Consider the following 15,902-nt stretch of genomic DNA (forward strand, 5'->3'; position numbering starts at 1 on the left):
ACATTGCACAGAAAACAGGCATTCATGCGCGATCGGAGTGCAGGATGTCGTGACGAGACGGGGGTTTTGCTATGCTGAGGGCAACGCAGAATAAGGAGAGCGGGAATGGCACAAGGCGCAGTGAAAACACCAGGTAAACGTTCGCAGGCGGTGAGCGCTAAGAAACAGGCGATCCTCAGCGCGGCGCTGGAGACCTTTTCGCAGTTTGGTATTCACGGCACGCGCCTGGAGCAGGTGGCGGAGCAGTCCGGGGTATCCAAAACCAATCTGCTCTACTACTACCCGTCGAAAGAGGCGCTGTATGTCGCGGTGATGCAGCAGATCCTCGATATCTGGCTGGCGCCGCTGAAAGCGTTCCGCGAAGAGCTGGCCCCGCTGGTGGCGATCAAAGAGTACATTCGCCTGAAGCTGGAGGTGTCGCGCGATTACCCGCAGGCTTCACGACTGTTTTGTCTTGAGATGCTGCAGGGGGCGCCGCTGTTGCAGGCGGAATTAACCGGAGATTTAAAACAGCTGGTGGACGATAAGTCGGCCATTATCGCCGGATGGGTGGCCAGCGGAAAACTGGCTCCGGTCGATCCGCATCATCTGATCTTTATGATTTGGGCCTCCACCCAGCATTACGCTGACTTTGCGGCCCAGGTCGAGGCGGTGACTGGTAAAACGCTCCAGGACGAAGCGTTTTTCCACAGCACCCTGGAAAACGTGCAGCGGATGATTATTGAAGGGATCCGCCTGCGTTAGTTCCCCGGTGGGAGAGGGCAGCTTAAGTCGCCCTCTTCACACTGCATCAGCGAGGCCAGAAACGCTTCGCGCTCCACGGTTTTTTCCGCCAGGCACTGATTCACGATCATCGGCTGAACGCTTCCCCCTTCCGTCCCCGAACCGATAAACGCGCAGTCCGCGTCGCGCAGGGCAATCCACGCCTGCTGCGCCTTTTTCAGCAGCTCGCGCTGGGGGGCAGCCGCACGCTTGATGGCGGCCTGATAGGTCTGGTTGAGCTTTTTATCGGCAGCCTGGTACTGCTGCGCGCTACAGGTATTCAGCTCAAGCTGGGTGGTCGCTTTGTCGCACTCGTCGGCCAGCGCGCTGGCGCTTAGCAGCAGTGCTGCGCCTGCGATAAGAAATCGTTTCATACACTCCCCAATAAAATAAGGCTCCGTCTCCGGAGCCTTATTAGCACAGCGTTAGCCGATTGTCATCAGGCTGGCGTTACCGCCTGCCGCCGCGGTATTGACGCTGAGCGAGCGCTCTACATACAGGCGTTCCAGCAGCAGGTTGGTTTCCCCACGGGCGAAGCCCTGTACCGAAACAATCGGCCCGCTGCGGGCCGCAACCTGCTCGCAGAGTTCGCGCAGCTGGTCGGAATCACCGTGATAAATCACCGCATCAAACGGCTGCGTCAGCAGCGCATCGGCTTTCGCGAAGTGAATGCGGGCCGAGACCGCTTTCGGCAGCTGTTTGGCGAGATCGCGATGCAGCGCATCGTCCGGCCACAGCACTTCACACCCGGTTGCCATCGCGGCAGCCAGCTGCACCAGCGCGTCCTGCTCGTTATCGGCCACGCACAGTACGCGTTCGCGCGGCATCAGCGTCCAGGTGTTGCGCTCGCCGGTCGGCCCCGGCAGCAGACGCTGGGTGCCGGCCTGTGCCAGCTCGCCGTACTGCTGCGCAACGGCACGCAGCTCAGGACGTTTCTCCGCCCAGGCGATCAGGGCCTCCAGCGGCTGCGTCAGTACGGTTTTCAGCTGTGCATCCACCGGATACTCCGCATCCTGACGTGCCAGGGTGACGCCCAGCGCGTTCTCCGGACGGTTCGCCAGCAGACGGTACAGGTAGAGCGGACCACCCGCTTTCGGGCCGGTGCCGGAGAGGCCTTCACCGCCGAACGGCTGCACGCCCACGACCGCGCCAACCATGTTGCGGTTAACGTACAGGTTGCCCACTTTGGCGCTGCCGGTTACCTGCGCGATGGTCTCGTCGATACGGGTATGTACGCCAAGCGTCAGGCCATAGCCGGAGGCGTTGATCTGCTCAACCAGCTCGTTGAGGTTGTTACGGTTGTAGCGCACCACGTGCAGCACCGGACCGAAGACCTCTTTTTTCAGCTCGTCGAAGCTTGCCAGCTCGATAAGCGTAGGCGGCACAAAGGTGCCGGAACGCCACTCGCGGGCATCTTCGCTGTTGTCTCGCACCGCCTGGAACACCGGACGGCCTTTCGCGCGCATGGCCTGAATGTGGTTTTCAATATTGGCTTTGGCTTCCGCGTCGATCACCGGCCCGATGTCGGTGGTGAGACGGCCCGGGTTGCCCATGCGACATTCGGCCATCGCGCCGCGCAGCATCTTCAGCGTGTGGTCCGCCACGTCATCCTGCAGGCACAGCACGCGCAGGGCGGAGCAGCGCTGACCGGCGCTGTCGAAGGCGGAGGCCAGTACGTCAACCACCACCTGCTCGGTGAGGGCGGAGGAGTCAACGATCATGGCGTTCATGCCGCCGGTTTCCGCGATAAGCGGAGTAGGACGACCCTGCGCATCCAGACGGGTGGCAATATTGCGCTGCAGCAGCGAGGCCACTTCGGTCGAACCGGTAAACATCACGCCGCGCACGCGGTTATCGGAGGTCAGTTTGGCGCCCACGGTTTCACCGCGGCCCGGCAGCAGCTGGACCACGCCCGCCGGTACGCCTGCTTCCAGAAGAATGTTGATGCCCTGCGCGGCAATCAGCGGAGTCTGCTCTGCCGGTTTTGCCAGCACGCTGTTGCCAGCGGCCAGGGCGGCGGCAATCTGGCCGGTGAAGATCGCCAGCGGGAAGTTCCACGGGCTGATACAGACGACCGGGCCGAGCGGACGGTGGGTTTCGTTGTCGAAATCATCGCGCACCTGACCGGCGTAGTAGTGCAGGAAGTCGACCGCCTCGCGCACTTCGGCGATAGCGTTGCTGAAGGTTTTACCCGCTTCGCGCACCAGAATACCGATGAGCGACTGCATCTGATCTTCCATCAGCACCGCCGCGCGCTCCAGAATGGCGGCACGCTCCTGTGGCGGCGTGGCGAACCAGATAGGGGCGTTATTCACCGCGCTGTCCAGCGCCTGATCCACTTCCGCATCGGTGGCTTCACGCACGTAGCCGACGATATCTTTTGGCTCTGCCGGGTTGATAACAGGCTGCATGTCGCCGTCAGCAGCGGGCTGCTCCAGCATCGGTTTGGCCTGCCACTTCTGCAATGCACTGTTGAGCAGGGCAGAGGAGAGGGATGCCAGACGGTGTTCGTTGGCGAGATCCAGGCCCGCCGAGTTAACGCGACCTTTGCCGTACAGCTCGCGCGGCAGGGCAATCTTCGGATGCGGCAGGCCAATCTGGCCTTCCTGGGCCGCCATCTTCTCTACGGCCTGCACCGGGTCGGCCACCAGCTCGTCCAGCGGCAGGGTGGTGTCAGCGATGCGGTTAACGAAGGAGGTGTTCGCGCCGTTTTCCAGCAGGCGACGCACCAGGTACGCCAGCAGGGTTTCGTGGGTACCTACCGGGGCGTAAATACGGCACGGGCGGTTCAACTTGCCGTCCGCCACTTTACCGGTCACCTGCTCGTACAGCGGTTCACCCATGCCGTGCAGGCACTGGAATTCGTACTGGCCCGGGTAGTAGTTCTGCCCTGCCAGGCTGTAGATTGCCGCCAGGGTGTGGGCGTTGTGGGTGGCGAACTGCGGATAGATCAGGTTCGGCACGCCGAGCAGCTTTTTCGCGCAGGCGAGGTAAGAGACGTCGGTATAGACCTTGCGGGTATAGACCGGATAGCCTTCCAGCCCTTCCATCTGGGCGCGTTTGATTTCGCTGTCCCAGTAGGCCCCTTTCACCAGACGGATCATCAGGCGACGGCGGCTGCGGCTGGCCAGGTCAATCAGGTAATCAATGACGAACGGGCAGCGCTTCTGGTAGGCCTGGATAACGAAACCAATCCCGTTCCAGCCCGCCAGCTCCGGCTCGAAGCACAGTTTTTCCAGCAGGTCGAGGGAGATCTCCAGACGGTCGGCCTCTTCGGCGTCGATGTTGATGCCGATGTCATACTGGCGCGCCAGCAGGGTCAGGGACTTCAGGCGCGGGTAGAGCTCTTCCATCACCCGGTCGTACTGCGCGCGGCTGTAGCGCGGGTGGAGGGCGGAAAGCTTAATCGAGATGCCCGGGCCTTCATAAATACCGCGACCGTTGGACGCTTTACCGATGGCGTGGATCGCCTGCTGGTAAGAGACCATATAGGCCTGCGCGTCGGCGGCGGTCAGGGCCGCTTCGCCGAGCATGTCGTACGAGTAGCGGAAACCTTTATCTTCCAGCTTGCGGGCGTTCGCCAGCGCTTCGGCAATGGTTTCGCCGGTGACGAACTGCTCGCCCATCAGGCGCATCGCCATGTCCACGCCTTTGCGGATCAGCGGCTCGCCGCTCTTGCCGATGATGCGGTTCAGGGAGCGGGACAGGTTGGCTTCGTTATGGGTAGAGACCAGCTTGCCGGTAAACAGCAGGCCCCAGGTCGCCGCGTTAACGAACAGCGACGGGCTGCGGCCAATGTGGGAATGCCAGTTACCGTTGCTGATCTTGTCGCGGATCAGCGCGTCGCGGGTGGCTTTATCCGGAATACGCAGCAGCGCTTCCGCCAGGCACATCAGCGCCACGCCTTCCTGTGAGGAGAGGGAAAATTCCTGCAGCAGACCCTGAACCATCCCGGCGCGGCCGGTGGCGGTCTTCTGGTTACGCAGTTTGTCAGCCAGCTGGTACGCCAGGCTGTGCGCCTGGGCGGCAACGGCTTCCGGCAGGCGAGCCTGCTCCAGCAGCATCGGTACGGCGTCGGTTTCGGCGCGACGGTACGCGCCGGTGATGGCGGCACGGCTGACGGACTGCGGCAGGATCTGCTCGGCAAATTCAAGGAACGGCTGATGGCTCTCGTCGCCAGCGGCTGGTGCTTCCTCGCTTTCGTTCGCTGCACCGGCCAGCAGGGCAGGCAGCTCCGGCAGCCCCTCGTCGCTCTCGAGTCTTTCGAGATAGTTAAAAATCGCCTGCTTAATTAACCAGTGCGGCGTGCGGTCAATGCGGGTTGCTGCGGTCTTAATCCGTTCGCGGGTTGCGTCATCCAGCTTAACCCCCATGGTGGTCATACCCATGCCAAAGCTCCTGTTGTGCTTTCATCGTGTTTGGTCGTTAGCGTGAAATATCCACCATGTTGCAACTTTGTGCAACCGTGTTAAATGTGACCTGGTTTGCAACCCGGGAAATGAATGAATTGTTAACGGATGGTTAGCTGGAAAAACGTGCTGCCTTTGTCCCGGGAAGCCTGTTTTTATGCGGGAGTTAACACTTTTAAAAGGTGCAACCCGTAAAAGCGTGAGCGAGTGCAACCTATAGGAAACTCGTATCAAGCCGGGGATGAAATTGATGTAAATGCAGTGTTAAATCGTTTGTCAGCGGAGGGCGCATACGGCAGGATAGCGCGCCTCACCGAAACACAAGATACCGTCACCACGTTCCGGTGATCATATAACAAGGCAACCCGGACGGTTGTCGCTCGACACTTTTGGAGAATTTGAATGGCTATTAGCACACCGATGCTGGTGACATTTCTCGTTTATATATTTGGCATGATCCTGATAGGGTTTTTGGCATGGCGTTCAACAAAGAACTTTGACGACTACATTCTGGGCGGACGCAGTCTAGGCCCAATGGTGACCGCACTCTCTGCGGGCGCTTCCGACATGAGCGGCTGGCTGCTGATGGGGCTTCCGGGCGCGATTTTCATTTCCGGTATCTCGGAAAGCTGGATTGCCATCGGTCTGACCGTCGGTGCATGGATCAACTGGAAGCTGGTGGCAGGCCGTCTGCGCGTGCACACCGAGGCCAACAATAACGCCCTGACGCTGCCGGACTACTTCACCGGACGCTTTGAAGATAACAGCCGCGTGCTGCGTATTATCTCGGCGGTGGTGATCCTGGTGTTCTTCACCATCTACTGTGCCTCCGGCATCGTGGCCGGTGCGCGCCTGTTCGAAAGCACCTTCGGCATGAGCTACGAAACCGCCCTGTGGGCCGGTGCTGCGGCGACCATCCTCTATACCTTCGTGGGCGGCTTCCTGGCCGTCAGCTGGACCGACACCGTGCAGGCGAGCCTGATGATCTTCGCGCTGATCCTGACCCCGGTGATTGTGATTTTCACCGTTGGCGGCTTTGGCGATTCGCTGGAAGTGATCAAGCAGAAGAGCATCGAAAACGTCGACATGCTGAAAGGGCTGAACTTCGTCGCTATCGTCTCCCTGATGGGCTGGGGTCTGGGCTACTTCGGTCAGCCGCACATTCTGGCGCGCTTTATGGCGGCGGATTCTCACCACACCATCGTTCATGCGCGCCGCATCAGTATGACGTGGATGATTCTGTGTCTGGCGGGCGCGTGTGCGGTCGGCTTCTTCGGTATTGCCTACTTCAGCAATAACCCGGCGCAGGCGGGCGCGGTAAACCAGAACGCCGAGCGCGTGTTTATCGAGCTGGCGCAGATTCTGTTTAACCCGTGGATTGCCGGTATTCTGCTCTCCGCGATCCTGGCGGCGGTGATGTCCACCCTGAGCTGCCAGCTGCTGGTCTGCTCCAGTGCGATCACCGAAGACCTCTACAAAGCCTTCCTGCGTAAAAACGCGAGCCAGAAAGAGCTGGTGTGGGTAGGACGCTTTATGGTGCTGGTGGTGGCGCTGATTGCCATCGCGCTGGCGGCCAACCCGGAAAACCGCGTGCTGGGTCTCGTGAGCTACGCGTGGGCGGGCTTTGGTGCGGCGTTTGGTCCGGTCGTGCTGTTCTCCGTTATGTGGTCACGTATGACCCGTAACGGCGCGCTGGCGGGAATGATTATCGGTGCGCTGACCGTTATCGTCTGGAAACAGTTCGCGTGGCTGGGCCTGTACGAAATCATCCCTGGCTTCATCTTCGGCAGCATCGGTATCGTGGTCTTCAGCCTGCTGGGTAAAGCACCGTCTGCCTCCATGCAGAAACGCTTTGCGGAAGCCGACGCGCACTACCACTCCGCACCGCCGTCTAAGCTGCAGCCGGAATAATTTTCTAACGCAGTACCGTAGGCCGGGTAAGCGCAAGCGCACCCGGCTTTTTTCTTGCCAAAATCCGTCTTTTCCTGTGATATCCATGTGCTTATAACAATGAGGATAGCGAAGCATGACAATCAAAACAGGGTTAATGGCGGCGGCATTATTGATGCTGGCGGGCTGCAACGCGCCATCGCAACATGCGGCGGTAGAAACCTGCAAAGCGGATAACCAGATGCAGCAAACCACGCTCTATTTCGGCTTAAACCGTCCTGCCGGGGCGCAGATCACCAGCAACGAATGGCAGCAGTTTGTTGACCAGGACGTGACGCCGCGTTTCCGCGATGGCTTAACGGTATTTGATGCCCGCGGACAGTGGCTGGGGAACGACGGAAAAGTGGCGCGTGAACCGAGCAAGGCGCTGATGCTGATCCACGGTAAAGATGCGCAGAGCGAGAAGAATATCGAAGCGTTGCGCGGGATTTATAAGTCACGCTTCGCGCAGGAGTCGGTGATGCGTGTCGATCAGCCGGTGTGCGTGCAGTTTTAATGAAAACGGCGGGATAACCCGCCGTTGTTGTATCGTAGGCCCGCGCAAGCGAAGCGCCACCCGGCACAAAACTTACAGCACCAACCCCGCAAAGCTCGCCGACAGCAGGCTCACCAGGGTCGCACCGTACACCAGACGCAGACCAAACCGCGATACCACGTTACCCTGCTGCTCGTTCAGGCCCTTAATCGCCCCGGCCACGATGCCGATGGAGGCGAAGTTCGCGAACGACACCAGGAAGACGGATAAAATGCCCAGCCCGCGCGGGGACATCTGGTGCGCTATTTTTTGCAGCTCAATCATCGCCACAAATTCATTCGCCACCAGCTTGGTTGCCATAATGCTGCCCGCGTTTAAGGCATCGCTCAGCGGAATCCCCACTAGCCATGCCAGGGGATAAAATACATAACCGAGGATCTGCTGGAAGCTCATGCCAAATACGCTGGAGAAGAGGGCGTTAACGGCACTAATAAGCGCGATAAAACCAATCAGCATCGCCAGAATAATCATCGCCACCTTAAAACCGGCCAGAATATACTCGCCAAGCATCTCGAAGAAGCTCTGCGATTCATGCAGTTTTTCCAGTTTGATATCCGGCTCCGCTTCCGGGCGCGTCGGGTTGATGACCGTGAGAATAATAAAGGTGCTGAACATGTTCAGAATCAGCGCTGCGACGACAAATTTAGCGTCGAGCATGGTCATATACGCCCCGACAATCGACAGGGAGACCGTCGACATCGCCGTGGCTGCCATGGTGAAGAGACGACGAGAGGAGAGATCGCCCAGAACGCCTTTGTAGGCAATGAAGTTTTCCGACTGGCCGAGGATCAGCGAACTCACCGCGTTAAAGGATTCCAGCTTGCCCATACCGTTCAGTTTTGACAGCAGCGTACCGATTACCCGAATAAAAATCGGCAGGATCCGCCAGTGCTGAAGAATACCAATCAGCGCGGAAATAAAAATAATCGGGCAAAGTACGCCGAGGAAAATGAACGCCAGACCTTTTTCTCCCATGCCGCCAAAGACGAAATTGGTGCCTTCACCGGCAAATTTGAGCAGCGACTCAAAAAATCCTGAGACGTATTTAATCAGGAATAACCCGCTTTCGGCGTGCAGGAAAAAGAACGCCAGGGCAATTTCTATGACAATCAGCTGTAAAACAAAACGAATGCGAATTTTTCGGCGGTCGAAACTCACCAGCCAGGCAAGCGCGAGAATAATGACCAGCGCCAGCAGGAAATGGACAATTTTAAACATAATTTAATTTCACCAGGTGTTTGAGGCGGTTATTTAGCCACAGCCCTGAATCAGCGTAAATGGGCATTTTCGTTATAACTTATAAACTTAACGATAACGCCTGAAACTATTATCAGGCTGGGCGTTTACAACTCGTTATCAAAACACCGCACATTTCGCTTGTGTTTCTTTCTGCCGTAATGATAATCACTATCACAAGAATTTACCTTTCTTTGCATCAGTTGACCGCGATAAACATTTAAGGTGTCGGCATGTTTGTTCCATTTCTCATTATGTTACGTGAAGGGCTCGAAGCCGCCCTTATCGTGAGCCTCATCGCCAGTTATCTGAAGCGAACCCAGCGCGGGCGCTGGATTGGCGTCATGTGGGTCGGGGTATTCCTTGCCGCGGCGCTCTGTCTGGGCCTCGGTATTCTCATCAACGAAACCACCGGCGAGTTTCCGCAGAAAGAGCAGGAGCTGTTTGAGGGTATCGTCGCCGTGATTGCGGTGGTGATCCTCACCTGGATGGTGTTCTGGATGCGTAAGGTCTCCCGTAACGTGAAGGTGCAGCTGGAGCAGGCGGTGGATAACGCGCTGCAAAAGGGCAATAACCACGGCTGGGCGCTCATTATGATGGTCTTTTTCGCCGTCGCGCGCGAAGGGCTGGAGTCTGTTTTCTTCCTGCTGGCGGCGTTTCAGCAGGATGTGGGGATCTGGCCGCCGCTGGGGGCCATGCTGGGTCTCGCCACGGCCGTGGTGCTCGGTTTCCTGCTGTACTGGGGCGGTATCCGCCTGAACCTGGGCGCCTTCTTCAAGTGGACCAGCCTGTTTATTCTGCTGGTGGCCGCGGGTCTGGCGGCAGGGGCGATTCGCGCCTTCCATGAAGCGGGCCTGTGGAACCACTTCCAGGACGTGGCGTTCGACCTCAGCAACGTCCTCTCCACGCACTCTCTGACCGGCACCCTGCTCGAAGGTATCTTCGGCTATCAGGAAACGCCGAGCGTCAGCGAAGTGGCGATGTACTTTATTTATCTGGTTCCGGCGCTGGTGCTGTTCGCTATGCCGCCGCGTACCGGCACGCAGGCGTCGCGCGTTGCGCCGTAATCTTAGATTTAGTTACAACATACTTTTAAAGGGAAGAGTCATGGCAATTCAGTTCCGTCGTAGTGCGTTATGCGCAGGCATTGCCGCGCTGTTCGCTTCTGCATTCTCCGCCTGGGGCGCGGATGTTCCACAGGTAAAGGTCACCGTCAACGATAAGCAGTGCGAGCCGATGACCCTCACGGTGAACAGCGGCAAAACCCAGTTCATTATTCAGAACCACAGCCAGAAGGCGCTGGAGTGGGAGATCCTGAAAGGGGTTCTGGTGGTGGAGGAGCGTGAAAATATCGCCCCTGGCTTCAGCCAGAAGATGACCGCCAACCTGCAGCCGGGCGAGTATGAGATGACCTGCGGTCTGCTGACCAACCCTAAAGGGAAGCTGATCGTCAAAGGTGAAGCGACGGCCGATGCGGCGAAAGGCGCTGCGGTGCTGAGCCTGGGCGATGCGATTACCGCGTATAAAGCCTACGTCACCAAAGAGACGGCGGAGCTGGCGACGGCAACCAAAGCCTTTACCGATGCGGTGAAGGCCGGGGATATCGAAAAAGCGAAATCCCTCTATGCGCCAACCCGTCAGCACTACGAGCGCATTGAGCCGATCGCCGAGCTGTTCTCTGACCTTGATGGCAGCATTGACGCTCGTGAAGATGATTTCGAGCAGAAAGCGGCCGATCCGAAATTCACCGGTTTCCACCGTCTGGAGAAAGCCCTGTTTGGCGATAATTCTGCCAAAGGGATGGAGAAGTATGCCGACCAGCTGAATAGCGACGTGCTGGAGCTGCAAAAGCGCATCAGCGAGCTGGCCTTCCCGCCGTCAAAAGTGGTGGGCGGCGCGGCCGGGCTGATTGAAGAGGTGGCCGCCAGCAAAATCAGCGGCGAAGAAGATCGCTACAGCCATACCGATCTGTGGGACTTCCAGGCCAACGTCGACGGCGCGCAGAAAATTGTTAACCTGCTGCGTCCTCAGCTGCAGAAAGAGAACGGCGAGCTGCTGGCCAAAGTGGATGCCAACTTCAAAAAGGTCGACACCATTCTGGCGAAGTACCGCACCAAAGACGGGTTTGAGACCTACGACAAGCTGACCGATGCCGACCGCAACGCGCTGAAAGGTCCAATCACCGCCCTGGCGGAAGATCTCTCTCTGCTGCGTGGCGTACTGGGTCTGGACTAAGCACGATGAATAAGCATAGCGAGAACGACGTGGTTGAGCCTTCACGTCGTCGATTGTTAAAAGGAGTAGGGGCGCTGGGGGGCGCGCTTGCTCTGGCCGGTGGCTGTCCGGTGGCGCATGCGGCGAAACCGCAAAGCGCGCCCGGCACGCTGTCACCCAATGCCCGCATGGAGACGCAGCCGTTTTATGGCGAGCATCAGTCGGGTATCCTGACGCCGCAGCAGGCGTCTATGATGCTGGTGGCCTTTGATTCGCTGGCCAGCGATAAAGCCGATCTGGAACGCCTGTTCCGCCTGCTGACGACGCGCATCGCGTTTCTCACCGCGGGCGGACCGGCGCCCGATACGCCGAACCCGCGTCTGCCGCCAATGGACTCCGGCATTCTGGGGCCGTTTATCGCCCCGGATAACCTGACCATTACCGTTTCGCTGGGAGAATCGCTGTTTGACGCGCGCTATGGGCTGGCAAAACAGAAGCCGAAGGCGCTGCAAAAAATGACGCGCTTCCCGAATGACTCCCTGGATGCGGCGCTGTGTCACGGCGACCTGCTCCTGCAGATCTGCGCCAATACCCAGGACACGGTGATCCACGCCCTGCGCGACATCATTAAGCACACGCCGGATCTGCTGAGCGTGCGCTGGAAGCGGGAAGGGTTTATCTCGGACCACGCCGCCCGCAGCAAAGGAAAAGAGACCCCGGTGAACCTGCTGGGCTTTAAGGACGGTACGGCCAACCCGGACAGCCACGATGGCGCGCTCATGAAGGAGGTGGTGTGGGTCACTGCCGATCAGGGCGAACCGGCATGGGCGGTGGGCGGCAGCTATCAGGCGGTGCGGATTATTCAGTTCCACGTGGAGTTCTGGGACCGCACGCCGCTCAAAGAGCAGCAGACGATCTTTGGTCGGGATAAGCAAAGCGGGGCACCGCTCGGCATGAAGAACGAGCATGATGTGCCTGACTACGCCCGCGATCCCAATGGCGATATAATTGCGCTGGACAGCCATATTCGTCTGGCCAATCCGCGCACCAAAGAGACGCAGTCGAGCCTGATGATGCGTCGGGGCTACAGCTACTCGCTCGGCGTGACCAACTCCGGCCAGCTTGATATGGGGCTACTGTTCGTCTGTTATCAGCACGATCTGGAAAAGGGCTTTCTCACCGTGCAGAAGCGGCTCAACGGTGAAGCGCTGGAAGAGTACATTAAACCTATCGGCGGCGGCTATTTCTTTGCCCTGCCAGGGGCGCGCGACAGTAACGCGTACCTCGCTCAAGGGCTGATCGAAGCCTGATAATCGTCCCTGCGATAGTTCGCGGGGACATTATTTTTTCATATGACTATCTTGTTGTTATATTTCTGTAATATTTCTATATAAGACTGAATCCACTGCAGGTGCAGTCTTAAAAGTTGCATTCAGGTAAAATAAATGTTGCATTTGTGATAACTCCTGATGTACTTAAGATAAGACAGCGGTAGTTCCCGGCAGTGATGCTGAATCACTATGGAGATCGCGAATGGTTGCGTCCTGTACTGGACAAGGTAAACATAACAACCGCAGCACCCGGCGCGGAGGCTCAGACTCCGGCAGCGATTTCCTCACCACTAAATTCTCCCCCCTTCCTCAAGAATCTGATTCGACCGACGTGCAGAACGGTGCGCGTAGCTGTTCCGTATCGTCATCCGATAAAGCAAGCAATGGCTTACAAGGAAGCCAACCCTCTGATGTTCGTGCGCATAATCGTGCCGAAGCTGGCGCGTGTGATGAATACCAACAACTCAAGGTGCTATCCATGGGAAGACAAAAAGCAGTGATCAAAGCTCGTCGCGAAGCAAAACGTGTGCTGAGACGGGATTCACGTAGCCATAAACAGCGTGAAGAAGAATCGGTCACCTCGCTTGTGCAGATGAGTGGCGTAGAAGCAATTGGCATGGCCCGAGACAGCCGTGATAATTCTCCAATTGTGGCGCGCAATGAGGCTCAGGCGCACTACCTGAATGCTATCGAGAGTAAACAGCTCATCTTTGCAACCGGTGAAGCCGGATGCGGGAAAACCTGGATTAGTGCAGCCAAAGCGGCGGAAGCGCTGATCCATAAGGACGTGGAAAGAATCATTGTTACCCGTCCGGTACTGCAGGCTGATGAAGATCTCGGCTTCTTGCCCGGAGATATTTCGGAGAAGTTTGCCCCGTACTTCAGGCCCGTCTATGACGTGCTGGTGAAGCGGCTGGGTGCATCCTTCATGCAGTACTGCCTGCGACCAGAGATTGGCAAGGTGGAAATCGCGCCGTTCGCCTATATGCGCGGACGTACATTTGAAAATGCGGTCGTCATTCTTGACGAGGCTCAGAACGTGACCGCTGCGCAAATGAAGATGTTCTTAACGCGCCTCGGGGAGAACGTGACGGTTATCGTTAACGGCGATATTACCCAGTGTGACCTGCCATCCGGCGTGAAATCCGGGCTGAGCGACGCCATGTCACGTTTTGAGGAAGATGAGATGATTGGGGTGGTACGCTTCACCAAAGAGGACTGCGTGCGTTCGGCGCTCTGCCAGCGCACGCTGCAAGCGTATTATTGAGTTTGCTGTTGTGTTCAAGGCCCGGGAAACCGGGCTTTGTTTTTTGTGCATTTTATCCCCTCTCCCTTGGGGAGAGGGCTAGGGTGAGGGGCTCAGGCCGCATCGAGCTGCATATAGCACCGGGGGGATTCTCATCCCCCCGCAGGCATGCAATATGCGAAAAAAAAGCCCGCATTTTCATGCGAGCTCTTCTTCAAATATGGCGGTGAGGGGGGATTGACTCGCTTCGCTCGCCCTGCGGGCAGACTGTTCGCTACGCTCTCAGTCTGTCCAACTGGCTGTCGCCAGTTGTCGAACCCCGGTCGGGGATTCTCATCCCCCCGCAGGCGTGCAACATGCGAAAAAAAAGCCCGCATTTTCATGCGAGCTCTTCTTCAAATATGGCGGTGAGGGGGGGATTCGAACCCCCGATACGTTGCCGTATACACACTTTCCAGGCGTGCTCCTTCAGCCACTCGGACACCTCACCATATTGTTTTGCTGCCTGACCGCTTGGGGGGCAACGGGGCGCTACTATAGGGAGTTGCGCTAAAACGGTCAAGCAGATTTTCTGTATTAGTGTGCGTTCGGTTAAGCCTTAATCAGCTCTTGTCGCAGCACGGGTTATTAACGCTGAGAATCGAGCACTTCGCTGTTTTTAACCACTTCCTGTGCTTTGCCGTAGCTTTCGATCAGCAGCTGGTAAGCCGGGAAGATGTGGGTGTACACCTCAGCCCACTCCGCCGCGTCCTCACGGTTCCAGGTTCGCTGGATCTCTGAGGCCACCGCCGCCGTATCCATCGGAACCACACCGGCCTGCACCACGCGCGCCAGGGTGATCTCCTGCGCCATCTTGCTGTAGGTGCCGGAGGCATCAATCACCGCAAATACTTTGTACCCGTCCGCCACCGCGCTAATTGACGGGAAGGCCATACAGACGCTGGTGATAGTGCCCGCGATAATCAACGTTTTGCGCCCGGTGGCTTTTACCGCGGCCACGAACTCCGGGTTATCCCAGGCGTTGATTTCACCTTTACGGGCAACATATTGCGCATGCGGTGCGTTGGCGTGGATCTCCGGGATAAGCGGTCCGTTCGGTCCCTGTGGAACTGACGCGGTGGTGATCACCGGGATCTTCGCCAGGGTCGCGATCTTCGCTAACGCTGCCGCACGAGCGCGCAACTCTGGCATTGGCATATCTCCGACGGTCTGGAACAGACCGCTCTGGTGATCGATAAGCAACATCACCGCATCGTTCACATCAATAACCGGACGGGAGCCATTAAAATTAGCAGGTGTAGACATCTTCTTCTCCTTTATTACGTTCAGATCTGGCCGAAGCGGCCGGAGTTGAAATCACGAATGGCTTCGTTGATTTCGCTTTTACTGTTCATCACAAACGGGCCATAGCCCACGATGGGTTCATTCAGCGGCTCGCCGGCCATCAGCAGCACTTTTGCATCGCTGCTTGCCTCAAGGTGCAGTTTGTCGCCTTCCTGACTCAGTACGACCAGCTGGGCTTCACCTGCCTGAGTGGTACCGTTCACCGTGATGTTGCCCTCAAGCACCACCAGCGCGGTGCTCCAGCCTTCGGGCTGATTGAGCGCCAGATGACTTCCCTGGTTCAGCGCGATGTCCCAGACGTTGAGCGGTGAGAAGGTGTGCGCCGGGCCGGTAACCGTGTCGTAGCGACCGGCAATGACCCGCAGCGTTCCACCGTTGTCAGGCAGCGTCACCACCGGGATGTCGGCTTTCGTGATGCTCTGGTAGCCCGGTGCGGCCATCTTGTCTTTCGCAGGGAGGTTGACCCAAAGCTGCATCATTTTCAGTTCGCCGCCTTTCTGCGAGAACGCGCTTGAGTGGAACTCCTCGTGCAAAATACCTGCGCCTGCGGTCATCCACTGCACGTCGCCGGGGCCAATCACACCGCCTTTACCCGTGGAGTCGCGATGCTCCACTTCACCTGAATAAACGATGGTGACCGTTTCAAAACCCCGGTGAGGATGCTGGCCTACGCCGCGTTTCGCACCATCTGCCGGAAAGGTGTACGGGCCTGCGTAGTCCAGCAGCAGGAACGGACTCAGCGGCTCGCCGTGGGTTTGATAAGAGAACATTGAACGGACCGGGAAACCATCGCCAACCCAGTGCTGACGAGGAGCGGTATAAACGCCTGTTACGTTTTTCATGATTAACTCCTGATGTTCTGTTGATGTAATTAG

At 57.8% G+C, this 15,902-nt stretch carries 12 protein-coding genes, 1 tRNA gene and 1 other RNA gene; 7 read left to right on the forward strand and 7 right to left on the reverse strand.

Going from position 1 to position 15,902, the window contains the following annotated elements:
• The first annotated feature begins 105 nt into the window (after positions 1-105).
• Positions 106-744: an HTH-type transcriptional regulator RutR gene (gene rutR, locus GXP72_RS08325; RefSeq protein ID WP_045417154.1), complete on the forward strand. Its 639-nt coding sequence runs from the start codon at positions 106-108 to the stop codon at positions 742-744.
• Here rutR and GXP72_RS08330 read toward each other — a convergent pair.
• Both GXP72_RS08330 and putA read right to left on the reverse strand, forming a co-directional pair.
• Positions 741-1,136: a lysozyme inhibitor LprI family protein gene (locus tag GXP72_RS08330; RefSeq protein ID WP_048989841.1), complete on the reverse strand. Its 396-nt coding sequence runs from the start codon at positions 1,134-1,136 to the stop codon at positions 741-743. The two genes, rutR and GXP72_RS08330, sit on opposite strands and share 4 nt — an antisense overlap.
• Positions 1,137-1,187: 51 nt before the next feature.
• Positions 1,188-5,150, reverse strand: a complete 3,963-nt coding sequence (gene putA, locus GXP72_RS08335) for a trifunctional transcriptional regulator/proline dehydrogenase/L-glutamate gamma-semialdehyde dehydrogenase (RefSeq protein WP_208763748.1) — start codon at positions 5,148-5,150, stop codon at positions 1,188-1,190.
• A gap of 423 nt (positions 5,151-5,573) precedes the next feature.
• On the opposite strand from putA, the gene putP reads away from it, so the two are divergent.
• A complete protein-coding gene (gene putP, locus GXP72_RS08340; RefSeq protein ID WP_024909642.1) occupies positions 5,574-7,082 on the forward strand; it encodes a sodium/proline symporter PutP in 1,509 nt (502 codons plus the stop codon).
• A gap of 115 nt (positions 7,083-7,197) precedes the next feature.
• Positions 7,198-7,617 (forward strand): DUF3574 domain-containing protein, encoded by a 420-nt coding sequence (locus tag GXP72_RS08345; protein WP_032648964.1) that lies wholly within the window; start codon positions 7,198-7,200, stop codon positions 7,615-7,617.
• A gap of 72 nt (positions 7,618-7,689) precedes the next feature.
• Here GXP72_RS08345 and GXP72_RS08350 read toward each other — a convergent pair whose 3' ends face one another.
• Entirely contained in the window at positions 7,690-8,874 is a 1,185-nt protein-coding gene (locus tag GXP72_RS08350) for a nucleoside transporter C-terminal domain-containing protein (protein WP_024908972.1), read from the reverse strand.
• A gap of 251 nt (positions 8,875-9,125) precedes the next feature.
• Here GXP72_RS08350 and efeU point away from each other — a divergent pair, with 251 nt between their 5' ends.
• From efeU to phoH, 4 genes are all read left to right on the forward strand, one after another.
• On the forward strand, positions 9,126-9,959 hold the full coding sequence (efeU, locus tag GXP72_RS08355; protein WP_023311093.1) for an iron uptake transporter permease EfeU: 834 nt from the start codon (positions 9,126-9,128) through the stop codon (positions 9,957-9,959).
• 40 nt (positions 9,960-9,999) lie between these two features.
• Positions 10,000-11,127, forward strand: a complete 1,128-nt coding sequence (efeO, locus tag GXP72_RS08360; protein WP_048989838.1) for an iron uptake system protein EfeO — start codon at positions 10,000-10,002, stop codon at positions 11,125-11,127.
• Positions 11,128-11,132: 5 nt separating this feature from the next.
• Entirely contained in the window at positions 11,133-12,416 is a 1,284-nt protein-coding gene (efeB, locus tag GXP72_RS08365; protein ID WP_208763749.1) for an iron uptake transporter deferrochelatase/peroxidase subunit, read from the forward strand.
• A 499-nt stretch (positions 12,417-12,915) separates the two neighbouring features.
• Positions 12,916-13,704 (forward strand): phosphate starvation-inducible protein PhoH, encoded by a 789-nt coding sequence (phoH, locus tag GXP72_RS08370; protein ID WP_024908976.1) that lies wholly within the window; start codon positions 12,916-12,918, stop codon positions 13,702-13,704.
• Between the two features lie 200 nt (positions 13,705-13,904).
• Here phoH and GXP72_RS08375 read toward each other — a convergent pair.
• The 4 genes from GXP72_RS08375 to GXP72_RS08390 form a co-directional block, all read right to left on the reverse strand.
• Positions 13,905-14,041, reverse strand: a non-coding RNA gene (locus GXP72_RS08375) — RtT sRNA.
• A 44-nt stretch (positions 14,042-14,085) separates the two neighbouring features.
• A tRNA-Ser gene (locus tag GXP72_RS08380) sits at positions 14,086-14,173 on the reverse strand.
• 137 nt (positions 14,174-14,310) lie between these two features.
• A complete protein-coding gene (locus GXP72_RS08385) occupies positions 14,311-14,988 on the reverse strand; it encodes an isochorismatase family protein (RefSeq protein ID WP_024908977.1) in 678 nt (225 codons plus the stop codon).
• Between the two features lie 20 nt (positions 14,989-15,008).
• Positions 15,009-15,869, reverse strand: coding sequence for a pirin family protein (locus tag GXP72_RS08390; RefSeq protein WP_090417393.1), 861 nt, complete (start codon positions 15,867-15,869; stop codon positions 15,009-15,011).
• Positions 15,870-15,902: the final 33 nt, after the last annotated feature.

This window comes from Enterobacter sp. SES19, assembly GCF_011765665.1.
Classification (GTDB): domain Bacteria; phylum Pseudomonadota; class Gammaproteobacteria; order Enterobacterales; family Enterobacteriaceae; genus Enterobacter; species Enterobacter pseudoroggenkampii.